The sequence below is a fragment of the Candidatus Enterococcus wittei genome, from assembly GCF_002140175.1.
GTDB lineage: Bacteria > Bacillota > Bacilli > Lactobacillales > Enterococcaceae > Enterococcus_B > Enterococcus_B wittei.
This window is the reverse complement of record NZ_NGMO01000001.1, coordinates 507,212-522,103: the sequence shown is the minus strand read 5'-3', so window position 1 is coordinate 522,103 and position 14,892 is coordinate 507,212. Positions and strand designations below refer to the sequence as shown.

14 protein-coding genes and 1 riboswitch are annotated in these 14,892 nt (G+C 36.5%); of the genes, 13 read left to right on the top strand and 1 reads right to left on the bottom strand.

Going from position 1 to position 14,892, the window contains the following annotated elements; genetic code table 11:
* Positions 1-9: 9 nt before the first annotated feature.
* The 13 genes from rpoD (at position 10) to A5844_RS01905 (ending at position 14,549) form a co-directional block, all read left to right on the top strand.
* A complete protein-coding gene (gene rpoD / locus A5844_RS01965; RefSeq protein WP_086283444.1) occupies positions 10-1,119 on the top strand; it encodes an RNA polymerase sigma factor RpoD in 1,110 nt (369 codons plus the stop codon).
* 389 nt (positions 1,120-1,508) lie between these two features.
* The gene (locus A5844_RS01960; protein WP_086284063.1) at positions 1,509-3,542 is read left to right on the top strand and encodes a cell division site-positioning protein MapZ family protein; all 2,034 of its coding nucleotides are present in this window, start codon (positions 1,509-1,511) and stop codon (positions 3,540-3,542) included.
* A gap of 296 nt (positions 3,543-3,838) precedes the next feature.
* Positions 3,839-4,702, top strand: a complete 864-nt coding sequence (locus tag A5844_RS01955) for a CvfB family protein (protein WP_086283442.1) — start codon at positions 3,839-3,841, stop codon at positions 4,700-4,702.
* 104 nt (positions 4,703-4,806) lie between these two features.
* Complete coding sequence (gene fur, locus A5844_RS01950) at positions 4,807-5,280, top strand: ferric iron uptake transcriptional regulator (protein ID WP_086283440.1); 474 nt, start codon at positions 4,807-4,809, stop codon at positions 5,278-5,280.
* Between the two features lie 94 nt (positions 5,281-5,374).
* A complete protein-coding gene (gene xerD / locus A5844_RS01945; protein ID WP_086283438.1) occupies positions 5,375-6,262 on the top strand; it encodes a site-specific tyrosine recombinase XerD in 888 nt (295 codons plus the stop codon).
* Between the two features lie 18 nt (positions 6,263-6,280).
* A complete protein-coding gene (locus A5844_RS01940) occupies positions 6,281-6,649 on the top strand; it encodes a GNAT family N-acetyltransferase (RefSeq protein WP_086283436.1) in 369 nt (122 codons plus the stop codon).
* A gap of 5 nt (positions 6,650-6,654) precedes the next feature.
* Positions 6,655-7,416: a segregation/condensation protein A gene (locus A5844_RS01935; RefSeq protein WP_086283434.1), complete on the top strand. Its 762-nt coding sequence runs from the start codon at positions 6,655-6,657 to the stop codon at positions 7,414-7,416.
* On the top strand, positions 7,400-7,975 hold the full coding sequence (scpB, locus tag A5844_RS01930; protein WP_086283432.1) for an SMC-Scp complex subunit ScpB: 576 nt from the start codon (positions 7,400-7,402) through the stop codon (positions 7,973-7,975). Before A5844_RS01935 ends, scpB begins: the two co-directional genes overlap by 17 nt.
* Positions 7,975-8,694 (top strand): pseudouridine synthase, encoded by a 720-nt coding sequence (locus A5844_RS01925; protein WP_086283430.1) that lies wholly within the window; start codon positions 7,975-7,977, stop codon positions 8,692-8,694. The genes scpB and A5844_RS01925 overlap by 1 nt, the downstream gene beginning before the upstream one ends.
* Before the next feature lie 78 nt (positions 8,695-8,772).
* Positions 8,773-8,895: riboswitch (FMN riboswitch) on the top strand.
* Between the two features lie 122 nt (positions 8,896-9,017).
* Positions 9,018-9,632, top strand: a complete 615-nt coding sequence (locus A5844_RS01920; protein ID WP_086283428.1) for an ECF transporter S component — start codon at positions 9,018-9,020, stop codon at positions 9,630-9,632.
* Positions 9,633-10,096: 464 nt separating this feature from the next.
* Positions 10,097-11,620, top strand: coding sequence for a YfcC family protein (locus tag A5844_RS01915; RefSeq protein ID WP_086283425.1), 1,524 nt, complete (start codon positions 10,097-10,099; stop codon positions 11,618-11,620).
* Between the two features lie 457 nt (positions 11,621-12,077).
* On the top strand, positions 12,078-13,418 hold the full coding sequence (locus A5844_RS01910; protein ID WP_086283423.1) for a M20 family metallopeptidase: 1,341 nt from the start codon (positions 12,078-12,080) through the stop codon (positions 13,416-13,418).
* 396 nt (positions 13,419-13,814) lie between these two features.
* Complete coding sequence (locus tag A5844_RS01905; protein ID WP_179190515.1) at positions 13,815-14,549, top strand: alpha/beta family hydrolase; 735 nt, start codon at positions 13,815-13,817, stop codon at positions 14,547-14,549.
* A 114-nt stretch (positions 14,550-14,663) separates the two neighbouring features.
* Here A5844_RS01905 and A5844_RS01900 read toward each other — a convergent pair whose 3' ends face one another.
* Complete coding sequence (locus A5844_RS01900) at positions 14,664-14,885, bottom strand: ferredoxin (RefSeq protein ID WP_086283420.1); 222 nt, start codon at positions 14,883-14,885, stop codon at positions 14,664-14,666.
* Between the last annotated feature and the right edge of the window lie 7 nt (positions 14,886-14,892).

Genomic DNA, 14,892 nt, shown 5'->3' with positions numbered 1-14,892 from the left:
CCTTCATTTATGGCAAATGGAACGAATGAGAAAAAATATGAAGCGGCAGTGGCAGCGTTCATAAAGGAAAATAAACCAAAAGGACAAGTGGTTTACGATGACTTGTCAAATCAATTAGCTACACCATTTACTTTAAATGCAGATGAAATGGATAAATTGATCCAGAAAGTGGAAGATGCTGGAATCAGCGTCGTTGATGAAAATGGTGAACCATCTGTCCATAGTCTGAAAAGTGCTGAGAAAAAAGCAGAACAAGCTAAAACAGAAGATCTTTCTGCTCCCACAGGTGTAAAAATCAATGATCCAGTTCGTATGTATCTAAAAGAAATTGGCCGTGTCTCCCTTTTAACTGCGGAAGAAGAAGTAGCACTAGCACTGAAGATTGAAGAAGGTGACCAAGAAGCTAAACAACGTTTGGCGGAAGCCAATCTACGTTTAGTTGTAAGTATCGCTAAAAGATACGTAGGACGTGGGATGCAATTTTTGGATCTGATTCAAGAAGGAAATATGGGTTTGATGAAAGCAGTAGAAAAATTTGATTATCGTAAAGGATTCAAATTTTCTACTTATGCGACATGGTGGATCCGCCAAGCGATTACACGGGCAATCGCTGACCAAGCTCGTACCATTCGTATCCCTGTTCATATGGTGGAAACGATCAATAAATTGATTCGGATTCAGCGACAATTGCTTCAAGACTTAGGAAGAGAACCTACGCCTGAAGAAATCGGAGCAGAAATGGATCTTCCTACTGAAAAAGTACGCGAAATCTTAAAAATTGCGCAAGAACCTGTTTCTTTAGAAACACCAATTGGTGAAGAAGACGATTCACACCTTGGTGATTTCATTGAAGATCAAGAAGCAACAAGTCCGGCAGAACATGCGGCGTATGAATTATTGAAAGAGCAATTAGAAGATGTGTTAGATACATTGACGGATCGTGAAGAAAATGTCTTGCGTTTGCGTTTTGGTTTGGATGATGGGCGTACTCGAACACTAGAAGAGGTTGGTAAAGTGTTTGGTGTTACTCGTGAGAGAATTCGTCAAATCGAAGCTAAAGCATTAAGAAAATTACGCCATCCATCACGTTCAAAACAATTAAAAGATTTTCTAGAATAAATCCTCGTAAAAAATACTGAGATCGAAATTGGTATAAAACCAGTATATCAACTAAATATTCATATTTTCTTTTATAATTAAGTGGAAGAAAAGTGAAATTATCCTAAAGAGCGTGGAACAAAAGGGTTATCTCCTTTAGTTCCACGCTCTAAATACATATAAACGGTGGATGCAAAAGCAAATCCTTCGGAAATAAGCTGAAATTTACGAAATTTGCTTTTTGAATTTTACCCTCTTATATCTTGTAGTTAAACATTTCTGTCCAAGTCTATTTATTAGTAATTCATTGTTTTTTGTTAAAATCCTTTAAATAACCTATTGGCGTGTGGTTAAGAATATGGTAGATTTAATGATAGCGCAAACCTAGTAAAGGAGCCGATCGCTAAGTGATGAAAAAATGTCCAAAATGTGGATCAAAAAAAATAAAAAATCAATTGAAATGTCCAGATTGTGGCTTCGAACCACAAATAGATGACCCAAAGCTAACAGAAGATCTGAATCAGTCATCCTCTGTTTCAGATAAAGATAATGAAATATATCCGGAAACGGAACTAAATGATCCCATTGAGTGGTCAGAATTAAAAGACCTACCTTTAGAGTCTGTCATGGAACTATTTGAATCAAGTGATGAGACAAATGAAACAATCCAAGAAAAAGACAAATCTGAAAAAGATATTGCTGAAAATAATGACCAAGTTGAGAAGAAATCATTTGATGAAAAAGATGAAGCTCATAAACATACAGACAGTCTTACGTCTACAGATCAAGCATTGAAAGAAAAACAAAAACAACGTGTGGCAGAGTTGAAAGAAGCGGTCAATAATGAAGAAGAAAACTCTATACTGGCTGCTTATATCAAAGCACATCGAGAAGATACAAAAGAAGAGCACGCCCAAGAACTCCTAAGAATGATTAGTGAGCAAGTGGCTGCCAAAACAGCTAACAATGTTGAAGACAATCCAGAAAAAAGGCTAGATGGAAATGAAATAGATGTGAATGAGGATACGATTAAAGAAAGAGATGTCGACATGGTGACGCTACAAGAATCTCAGGAACCTCAGGACCTGACAGAGGAAGAGATTTTGCTGAATGAAGAGTCAAAAAATGAGGATGAATCAACAAATGACAAAAGTGATGAGCAAGTAGTTGTTGAAGAAGACTTGCAAGATGATTCTAAGTTAGAAGAAACATACACAGAAAGTGAGAAAAACGCTCATTTTGAATCAACTAGCAAGGAGGATCAAGATACGACAAGTCAATCTTCCGATAAAATAGAATCTCCTAAGAAACCAGAACAAAAAAAATCAAGAAAAATCCCTTATTTGGCAGCAGCTGCGATTTTATTATTCGGTGCGGGTGGATGGATGTATTACGATCATCACCAAAAAGTACAAGCAGAGATTGCTGCACAAGAACAACGTCAGCAAGAAAAGGTCGACCAGTTAAAAAACAATTTAACTGATTTTTACGTTGATGATGCTCGAGAGTTTATTCGAACAGATAAGATCAATCAAGACTTATCAAAATTAAAAGTATCATTAAACGAAGTAAAAGAGGAAAAAGAGTATCCAGGATTAGAAAAAATGTATGGGGATATCCAAAATAAAATAAAACAGATCCAATCGGTCAATGAATGGTTTACAAATCCAGTCATTGCGGATGATCACCTAGTTGAAGAAGTAAAAATCAAAGAAGATAAAGCAATTCGAACGATCGAAACAGATGATACGGCATTCGGTCAATTGATTGCTCAAGCGCAAACAGAAGCACAAAAACAATATGACCAATTACAAACAGCAAAAGAAAAAACTGCAGTCGTCTATCAAGACGGTAAAGTCAAGGATTCAGCGACAAAAGAACAATATGAAGTGGCTAAATCGGAAGTTGCCAAGGTGAAAAATCCTGAATTAACGAAGCAACTTATCACAGAGTTAGATCAAGTCAATAAATCATTAATGAAAAAAGAAGAAGCCAAAAAAGCTGAGGAAGCCAAAAAAGCCGAAGCAGAAAAACAGGCAGCTGAAGCGCTAAAAGCACAACAAGAAGCGGCAGAAAAAGCCGCAGCAGAAGCACAAGCCGCTGCACAACAGGCGCAAACTTCTTCAAGTGAAACTAACCCAGCCAATCAGCCAATCATGTCCACAAGAGCCAGTGATGTGGCGGATGAGACAAATGCTGCGTGGAATTGGGCACCTGGGGTCAAAGATAGTGTGATTGCCACATGTATAAAACGAGGATATATCGTTGAAGGTGGCTATAGACTAGAAAAAGCGCGTATAGAAAATGGCGAAGGCTATTACAATCTTTATGCCACTTCGACTAAATCGCCACTGATGAACGGAATCGGAGAAAGTGCTTTGCCATTTTATATCGTAACGATCAACTGTAAAACAGGATGGTTTGGCGGAAATGGTAGCAATTAAATAGATCGATGTTCGATAAATAGAGCAAATGACATCTTGTAGTGGATAGAATCTTATTCCATTAAAATCAAATGTACAGTTATTCAGAAGAATTCATGTAGAAATAAGCCTGGAAATCTTGAAAATAGGCCATACTATTATCAGGATTCTTGGGCTTATTTCTTGAGATTGAAAACTGTGTTGTCCACTTTTTTAAAGGGGAATCTTAGCGTTTCAGCTATCCATAAATAAAACGGTATGTTATGATAACAAAGAAAAGTTGGAAAACAAAGCCTTTTATAAAGAGGGAGAAAAAGATGAACGAATTATTAGCAAATGTCTTTACCGCAATGGTAATTGATGAAAATGAAAAAAATTATTTTGTACAAAAAAACGGTCAAACATTCCGTTTAAGTAAAGAAGAAGGAGAGCATACGATTGGCGAAGCAGTTGAAGGCTTTGCCTATCAAAATCAAAAACAAGAGAATCGTTTTACCACACAGATCCCAAAAAGTAGAATCGGGCATTATGCATTTGGTACAGTTACTTCGTCCAGAAGAGACCTAGGCGTTTTTGTGGATGTGGGTCTGCCAGATAAAGATTTTGTTGTTTCTTTAGATGAATTGCCAACCATGACTGAATTATGGCCTAAAAAAGGCGATCATTTGATGATTGCTCTAAAAGTAGATGCTAAAGATCGTATTTGGGGTAGTCTTGCCGATGAAAAAATATTTAAATCATTAAGTAAACTTGGAACAGATGAACTAAAAAATAAAAATATTTCTGGAACGGCATATCGATTGAAGCTTACTGGAACATATCTCTTAACAGATGATTATTATCTAGGATTTATTCATCCGTCTGAACGTTATAGAGAACCTCGTTTAGGAGAACATTTAGAGGGACGAGTGGTAGGAACACGCCCAGATGGTGTATTAAATATCTCCTTAAAACCAAGGGCACATGAAGCAATCTCAGATGATGCACAGATGATCTTGACGATTTTAGAACGATCTGCTGATCATCAAATTGCACTTACAGATAAGTCAGAACCTGAAGAAATCATGAGTGCATTTGGTATTAGCAAAGGAGCATTCAAACGTGCGATCGGGAATTTGTTGAAACAACGATTGATTAAACAAGAAGATGGAGTTACTAAGTTAATCGAAAAATCTAATTGAGAATATCTTGCATGTTTTTCTTAACTAGCTTATAATTATTTTAATCTAGAATAGTAAATCGAATATTTTAATTAGAATTATTATAAATTGTTGGGGTTGAGAAAATGGACATGAATACGATGTCATTGATGAAAAAAACGAAACAGCAACTACATGAATCTGGGTTTAAACTAACCCCGCAAAGAGAAGCTACATTACTCGTCCTTTTAGAAAATGAGAAAGAACACTTATCAGCAGAAGAAGTTTTCTTTTTAGTGAAAAAAAAGAACTCAGAAATTGGCTTAGCGACTGTTTATCGGACACTAGAAATTCTGACTGAAATAAAGATCATTGATAAAGTCAGCTTTAATGACGGAGTCGCACGATATGATCTTAGAAAAGAAGGGGCCAAACATTTCCATCATCACTTACTGTGTTTGAATTGTGGAACGATCGAAGAAGTGGAAGAGGATCTATTAGGCGAAGTCGAAAAAGTAATTGAACAACGCTATCACTTTTTTGTGAAAGATCATCGCTTGACCTTTCATGGAATTTGTCAAGAGTGCTATAATAAAGAAAAAGGAGAAAAAACCGTCTGAATCAGTAGACGGCTTTTTCTTTGAAGTCATGTTAAAATAGACTATCGAAAATCTAGCCTATCTGATATGATAAAGAAGCATGAGGTGGAGAATGATGGAAGAAGAAATCAATGAATATCTTCGCTATTTGAATATTGAGCGTGGATTGTCATTCAATACAAGAAAAAGTTATGAACGGGATTTGAACCAGTATCTAGCGTATCTACAAGAGAAGAATGTGACCTCTTGGCAACAAGTGGATCGTTTTGTCGTCATTCAATATTTGGAAAAACTTCATGGTGAGAACAAGGCACCTGCTACGATTACACGTATGATCACAAGTTTAAGAAAATTCCATCAATTCTTGCGACAAGAACGTTATACAGAACAAGATCCAATGCAACATATTGATACGCCTAAAAAAGCGCAGAAACTTCCTCATACACTTTCTTTGCAAGAAGTGGAGCGATTGATCGAAACACCAGATACCTCAAAAAGCTTAGGAATCAGAGATCGGGCTATTTTGGAAGTGATGTATGCCACAGGGATGCGAGTTAGCGAATTAGTTGGTTTGAAATTAGGAGATCTTCATTTATCTCTGGGGTTAGTACAGACACTAGGTAAAGGGGATAAAGAACGGATCATTCCTTTAGGAGATTACGCGATCCAGTGGCTAGAGCGGTATTTGGATGAGGTAAGGCCATTACTTGTCAAGAATACATCAGAAATACATGTCTTTTTGAATCATCATGGCACTGGTCTTTCAAGACAAGGGATTTGGAAAAATTTAAAACAGCTTGTCCGTGAAGCAGGAATTTATAAAGAGGTTACTCCTCATACTTTGCGACACAGTTTTGCCACACATTTACTGGAAAACGGAGCAGATTTGCGGACGGTTCAAGAATTACTGGGACATGCAGATATTTCTACGACACAAATTTATACCCATATTACGAAAAAACGAATGACAGATGTTTACAAGCAGCATTTTCCAAGGGCTTAATCATAGGATGGTGAGAAAATGTTAACACATTATCGAAAAGAAAACCGAAAAATTGCAATGGGGCTATTAAGTTTCCATAAAAAGCTGAACGCGGAAAAAAGCTTATTAAAAGAAATCGATACGTATGAAACCGAAAATGATTACGAGCTTTTTTTCTTTACACCGGAAGGATCAACCAACATCCAAGGGATTATTGGTGTCCACTGGACTGAAAAGGATCAGATGACAGTTCATGATATTGCATTGAATCCTTCGTATCGAGGAGAAAAAATAGGATTTCAAATGTTGAATGAACTACAGGAAAAGTATCCAGACATCTTGATTCATCCTACTGAAATCACAGAGGCTTACCTATCGAAATGGATCAATGAAACGAGGAAAGAGTGAGCAATGTGGCAGAGATTGAAATCAAATTAGACATATTTGAAGGACCTTTAGACTTGCTCCTTCACTTGATCCAGCAAATGGAGATCGATATTTATGATATTCCAATTGCGACTATTACTGAACAATACATGAATTATATCCATACAATGAAGACACTTGAACTTTCGGTGGCTGGTGAATACTTAGTGATGGCTGCAACTCTAATGGCAATCAAAAGCAAAACACTTCTACCAGTCCAAGAAACATTTATTGAAGAAGATGAATTCTGGGAAGAGGATCCTCGTGAAGAGTTAGTGAACCAATTATTAGAATATCGGAAATTTAAATATGCAGCAGAAAAATTATCTGAAAAAGCAGAGGAACGTAGTCTGTATTATACGAAAGAACCTTCAGCAATCGATGATATATTAGGAAAAGAAAAACCTTTAAAACGTGGTCAAGTGAAGAAAATCGACTTATTCCAAGCCATGCAGAAAATTCTAGAGCGAAAAAAATTTGCTAAGAAGGAAGAAAAGACGATCACCCCTGATGAAGCAACGATTGAAGATCGTATGAGCTTTATCAGAAAAAAATTAAAACATCATGGTGAAGGGTGTTCCTTCGATTCGTTTTTTGAAACACCATCAAAAAATGAAGTAGTAACAACATTTATAGCGCTATTGGAATTGATGAAAAACGGTCAAATTCTAGCGCAACAAGAAAATAATTATGAACCAATTATGCTTTATCCAGTAGTAGGAGATACACAAAATGACGAAATTAAGTGAACTTGAAGCACTCTTATTTATTGTAGGAGAAGAAGGAATTGAATTGGATGAAATAGCCGGCCTTCTTAAATGTCAACGAGAAGAAATCGAAGCACTGATTGCTGAATTAGCATTGAGCTATTCAACTAATGAAAATACAGCGTTGCATCTTTTTGAGACTGAAAAACGTGTGATGCTAACAACAAAAAAAGAGTTAGCCTCGATCGTACAAAGGTATGCACAAGGAGTATCCAATACGTTATCCCAAGCAGCTGTAGAAACATTAGCCATTATTGCGTATAAACAGCCAATCACAAGAAGCGAAATCGAACAGATTCGTGGTGTACAAGTTTCTGGTGCGATTCAGCGCTTAGCTGTTTACCGATTGATTGAAGAAAAAGGGCGAGTGGATGGACCAGGTCGCCCAATCCTCTATGGAACAACGGATTATTTTCTTGATTATTTTGGTTTGAAATCATTAAAAGAATTACCTGATATACAAGAAATGGAAATCTCGTTTGAAGAAGATACACCTTTAGATTTGTTCTTTGATGGGGTACGTGAAGGAGAAGAATCATAATGGAAAGACTACAAAAAGTAATTGCACATGCTGGTATTACCTCTCGTCGTAAAGCAGAGGAATACATTTTGGCTGGTCGTGTGAAAGTAAATGGTCAAGTAGTGAAAGAGTTAGGTATAAAAGTCGGCAAGCATGATCTTGTAGAAGTAGACCAAGTACCAATTTATCAAGAAGAAAACAAATATTACTTATTATACAAGCCAAAAGGCGTTATTTCTGCCGTAGCAGACGATAAAGGAAGAAAAGTAGTCACTGACTTACTACCGATGGTTAAAGAGCGAATCTATCCTGTCGGTCGGTTGGATTATGATACATCAGGTATTCTCCTATTAACGAATGATGGTGATTTTGCCCAACGATTGACACATCCAAAACATGAAGTCGATAAAGTCTATGTGGCAAAAGTGAAAGGGATTGCCACAAAATCAGTCCTTTCACCCTTGACAAAAGGGGTAAAACTCGAAGGCAAACGGACTGCACCAGCCAAATATACGATCTTATCGGTCGACCAAAAAACGAATCATAGTATCGTTGAATTGACGATCCATGAAGGGCGTAACCATCAAGTTAAAAATATGTTCCAAGCAGTAGGTCTACCGGTACAAAAATTAAAACGTGAAAGATATGGAGATTTGACTTTACAAGGATTACGACCTGGGGATTATCGCGAATTGAACAAAAAAGAAATCAGTCAACTGATGAATCAATCAAAAAACTAACTTACTTTTCGTAAGCTGGAAACATTGCATTTTTTTATTATATATGTATAATGAAAAGGTAAACAAAAATTATATATGGTTCGTCTTCAGGGGCAGGGTGAAATTCCCGACCGGTGGTTATAGTCCACGACCTACTTTTTTAAGTAGCTGAATCGGTGAAATTCCGATACCGACAGTATAGTCTGGATAAAGAAGATAGAGCTTATTTGGCATACGTATGTGCAAATGACTCTAACTCTATTTTCCCTGGAAAATAGAGTTTTTTGTTTGTGAACGTTTGCTAGATGGTTCGCTGAAGAGGAGTCCTAACAGGAGGATTTCAAATGAAGAACACCCGTGTACAGAAAATGGTTGTAGTAGCGATGTTTGCTGCAATCGGATTGGTTTTGCAATATTTTGCATTCCCGATCATGCCAGCTTTTAGTTTTTTAAAGATTGATTTTAGTGATATTCCAGTATTGATCGGCATGTTTTTATTTGGGCCTGTCGCTGGCGTGATGACAGCCTTGTTACGTTCAATCTTACATCTAGTGACGACTGGTTTTTCACCAGATAATCTAATTGGAGATGTAGCAAGCTTCATCGCAACAACATTATTTACATTACCAATCTATTACTTTTTCCAAAGAAGTAAACAACATAAAGGGAGAAACCAGTTGCTTGGTGTCATTTCTGGTACACTTGCATTAACTCTTTTCATGAGTGTAGCGAATTATTTTGTTATCACACCACTTTATCTCGCATTTTTTGGTTTAAGTGCCGATCAGATGTTAGGAATGCCATTGGCTAATTACGTACTGATCGGAATTGTCCCGTTTAACTTGATCAAAGGATTTATTGTGAGTGCAGTCTTTTTAGTATTACATGCCAAGTTATTGCCTTGGTTGAGTCGCAAACAACATCAATTAGAAAAACGGCACAGTGTCATCAATAAATAAGAATTAATAGAGGTTTTGCCAAAAGTATATAAAATGAAGCAAATGGTGACTTTTTTGAGCAGAAGACAAAAAACAAGACATTTTCTTAATTAGAACTAGAGATCAAGATTTTTCTTGATCTCTTTTTATGAAAAAAAATTCAATAAGCTTCTAACTGTAAGCGTTTTATTAATGTTGGGTGAGTATTTTCATTTTTTTTGAATAAAAATGAATTCAACAATAAAAAGTGTGAGCGTTTTCTCTTTTTGTTTGTTAAATAAACATGGTGCAAAAATGTGGAAAACCGCTACAATTATTATGAATAAAGGATTTATACAAAATAAATAAAGGAGGTTATAAAACGAACGTTTTGAATAAAATTTAAGAAAATCATGTGTTATTATTTTTGTTCTTGCTATATTTTTGATAAAATAACAATGGGTCAATAAGTTAAGATTTTAACAAAATGAGAAAGGAAGAAAGATATGGAACAGACAACAAAGAAAAAATTTCAAATGCCTTCAGCGTATTCGGTCTTATTTATTATTATTGCCATCATCGCTGTATTAACATGGTTTATACCAGCAGGGCACTATAGTGTAGATGATGCAGGCAACATCATTGCTGGTTCTTATGAAAGAGTCTCACAAAATCCTCAAGGACTTTGGGATATTTTCATGGCACCGATTAATGGGATGTTAGGGGTGCCAGCAGGAGAATTAACGAAAGAAACACCAGCTGCGATTCCTATTTCTTTCTTTATTTTAGTCGTCGGTGGATTTTTAGGAATCATTAATAAAACTGGCGCATTAGATGCCGGAATTGCTTCTGTAGTTAAGCGGTTTAAAGGAAAAGAAAAAATGTTGATCCCAGTGTTAATGTTTTTATTTGCATTAGGCGGATCAACTTATGGTATGGCTGAAGAAACTATCCCATTTTATGCTCTATTGATCCCTGTAATGATGGCGGTTGGCTTTGATACAGTCACAGCTGTAGCGATTGTACTTGTCGGCTCACAAGTCGGATGTCTTGCTTCAACAGTTAACCCATTTGCAACAGGGGTTGCTTCACAAGCTGTTGGAATTTCAATGGGAGAAGGGATTGGACTTCGTTTCTTGATGTTCATCATTCTTTTAGCAATCTCAATCGTTTACGTTTATCGCTATGCTTCGAAAGTAGAAAAAGACCCAACTAAGTCATTAGTTTATAAACAACGCGATGAAGATATCAAACATTTCGATATCGAATCAATCAGTCGTCAAGAAACAATCACTAAAAAACAAAAACATGTCAATGTATTATTCTTTATTACATTTGGAATCATGATTATTAGTTTGATTCCTTGGACAACTTTAAATAAAAACTTCACAATTTTTGAATCATTGACGAATTGGTTAACTGGATTACCAGTAATCGGTACTGTTCTAGGTAAAAACATGCTTCCACTAGGTGACTGGTACTTCCCTGAAATCACTATGTTATTCTTAGTGATGTCTATTGTGGTAGCAATCACTTACGGTATGAAAGAATCAGTTTTCATCTCAGAATTTTTAGCAGGAGCTTCAGACTTGATCGGCGTTGCGATCGTTGTAGCTGTTGCTCGTGGTATTCAGGTGGTTATGAATAACGGGTTAATCACTGATACAATTTTACATTGGGGGGAACAAGGATTAAGCTCACTATCTTCAAGTGTATTCCTTATCCTTACATTTATTTTCTATATCCCAATGTCATTCTTGATCCCATCTACTTCAGGTCTAGCTGCGGCTACAATGGGTATCATGGGACCTATGGGCGAATTTGCTGGTGTTGGTAAAGACCTTGTCATTACTGCCTATCAATCAGCATCAGGTTTAGTGAACTTGATTACACCAACTTCAGCTATCGTAATGGGTGCAGTTGCTATTGCTCGTTTTGATATTTCTGTTTGGTGGAAATTCATGAGTAAATTGATTGCGATTTTATTTGTAGCGATTTGTGTCATCTTAGGTGTCGCAGCAATGCTGTAATCCTAGACAAACTAGGTACAAAGAACTATCATTAAATAGGAAGCTTGTTCTCATTTTATACTTGATTCCAAGGAATATTAGAGAAATCGATAGATAGTTGCTGCTCAACAGTAGATCCAGATCATTTGATTTGGATCTGCTGTTGTGATAGTAGCTTTGATCCAAGGGGGAAGCCAGGAAAACGAAAGATAGGTTCTCATATTTTTCGATTTTTTTGCTTATTGATGAAGATCGACTTTAAGAGATTGGTATTTGATTTTTCGATCTTGGTTTAGTAAGAGGCAGCAAGAAAGAGGGACTTTGACATATGATTTATTCGTTGAAAATAAGTAGTAAGTTGCTACAAAAGCAAAAGTACCATCATTAGTTACTTACTAAAGCGAATAAATGGTATGTGAAAGTCCTGTTTTTGTACAATCTTTCCATATTTTTTCAGAATGATTAGGAGGCTAAAAACATGAAACAATTTGTGACAGAACAACATCATGAACAAGCGTTAGAGTCATTAAGTGAGTTAATTAGAATCCCTTCAGTATTGGATGAAGCAGATTCTGGAAAAGGACATCCTTTTGGGGAAAAAGTGATTAAAGCATTGGACAAAGTGCTAGAAATCAGTGGAAATTTAGGTTTTCAAACATTTAAAGATCCAGAAGGCTATTATGGATATGCGGAAGTAGGATCTGGAGAAGATTTATTTGGTATTTTATGCCATATGGATGTGGTTCCAGCAGGAGATGAAAAAAATTGGGATTCAAAACCATTTGAACCAACTGTCAAAGATGGCTGGTTGATCGGTCGAGGCTCACAAGACGATAAAGGTCCATCGATTGCGGCAATGTATGCTGTAAAAGCATTGATGGATGCTGGCGTGGAATTCAATACACGAATTCGCTTTATCTTTGGGACAGATGAAGAAAATTTATGGCGTTGCTTAGAAAAATATAACGAAAAAGAAGAAGGGATCACCCAAGGTTTTGCACCAGATGCAGAATTCCCGTTGATCTATGCTGAAAAAGGATTGCTTCAAGCCTACTTAACTGGTCCAGGAACAAAAGAATTTTCAGTACAAGCGGGTGGCGCATTAAATGTTGTTCCAGATGCCGCACCTTATTCTGGTGAAAAATTAGAAGAAGTAAAAGCAGCGTTGGATAATCATCACTTTGATTTTGAAGATCATGGGGACTCAATCACTGTCCTAGGAAAAAGTATTCATGCGAAGGATGCGGCAGAAGGTGTCAATGCGATTACTCGTTTAGCTGTGGCATTGTCTGATGTATTTGATTTTGCGCCAATCAACTTCTTAGGTCAATTAGTGCAAGAAAATGCTACTGGAGAAAAAGTCGTTGGAAAGACCGCTGACGAACAGTCCGGTGAATTGACAATGAACTTTGCAAGCTTAGAAGTGACACCTGAATATACTAAAATTGGTGTCGACATGCGTATTCCTGTGACATTTGAAAAAGAGGACTTGGTAGCAAAACTAACAGAGACAATTAAAGCTTATGACTTATCTTATGAGGAATTTGATTTCTTAGATTCTCTGTATGTTCCATTAGATAGTGAGTTGGTCAAAAACCTTTTAGGTACGTATCGTGATATCACAGGAGATATGACAGAACCATTTGTTTCTGGAGGGGCTACATTTGCTCGGACAATGAATCAATGTGTGGCGTTTGGTGCCATGTTCCCAGATACACCTGACTTTATGCATCAAGCGAATGAACGTTGGGAATTAAGCAGTATGTATAAAGCGATGGAAATCTATGCGGAAGCTGTTTATCGCTTGTGTGGAAAATAAAGAATCTTATTAAATAGGTTGTAACGATATATTCAATCTTCAATAAAAAAGCCGAAGGGTCCGAAAGTTTATTTTTCGAGATTCTTTGGCTTTTTTTGAAGAAACTATTTTTAATATTTTTGTATCTTTCAATTTTTAAAAACGTAATAGCAGTTATGATGATAATCCTAGGTTTTTTTGAGGAACAAGTCTTTTGATACGCACGCAGTCAAATCATCCAATGTTGTTGATTATTGGTGAATCCGATGACAAATGGCTCATGATAGATATCGTTATGCTTATTCAGATTTTCTGGCAATCGAATTAAATGATAAAAAACCATTTGCTTTTTTTTCGTATTTTCTTTAGTGTGTAAGAAGAGAATAAGTTGAATATTGAGTGATGGAAGGTGTTTTTTTGAAAATATTGAAACGAATCGTCATAGGATTAGTGATTGTTCTTGGATTAGGGGCAGCTGGTGGGTATTATTATTGGCAACAAAGTGTGTATGAACCTTCTATACAAGCTAAGCATTCCTTGGATCAAGGAAAAGAGAATGATGATTATTTATTATTTGAAGCAAAACAAACGGATGATAAAGAAAATCCTCTCATTGTTTTTTATCCAGGTGCCTTCGTTGAACCAGAAAGTTATAGTATCTGGGCAGAACAGCTTGCAGAAAATGGTTACTCTGTAGCCATAGCAAAAATGCCTTTTGAATTAGCCATTCTAAGTGGAAAAAAGGCAGATAAAATCTTAGAAGATTTTCCAAATAAAGATTATGTGATCGGTGGACATTCATTAGGTGGGGTGATGGCGAGTCGTTATGCGAATACGAATCTATCAGATAAACATTTGAAAGGTGTCTATTTCATGGCAAGTTATCCCGATAAAAAAGGAACATTAAAAAATTCGGACCTTCCTATTTTAAGTCTGACTGGTACCGAAGATCAAGTCATGAATCAAGAAGCATATACGGAGGCAAAAGATTATTTGCCAGAACAAACAGAGTATGTATCGATCACTGGTGGAAACCATGGAGGATTTGGTAGCTATGGAGAGCAAAAAGGGGATGGCAAAGCAACTATCAGCAATCAAGACCAACAAACAGCCATCGTTAATAGCATGACTAACTGGCTAAAAAATATCTAAAGATGCCATTCAATCGATGTGAATCATTCCATGATCACAAGGCTAACGTAAATAGCAGAAATATCGCAACTAGTAAAGAATTAGTTGGGCGGTATTTCTGCTGATTTTAAAGAATTATTCGTTTTTTTCAAGTAAAATCGCTCTTACAGGGCACTTTTGATATGCTTTTAGCACGTTGATTTCTTCCGAAGGAGTGACAAATTGTTGACGAGCTTCTGGTTCTTGAGCAAATAAAACAATGCCTTCTTCATCATAATCAAAAATATCCGGTGCCTCGATTTGACATAGACCGCAAGCAATACAGCGTTCTGGAACTAATTTACATAATAATGACATTTTTACC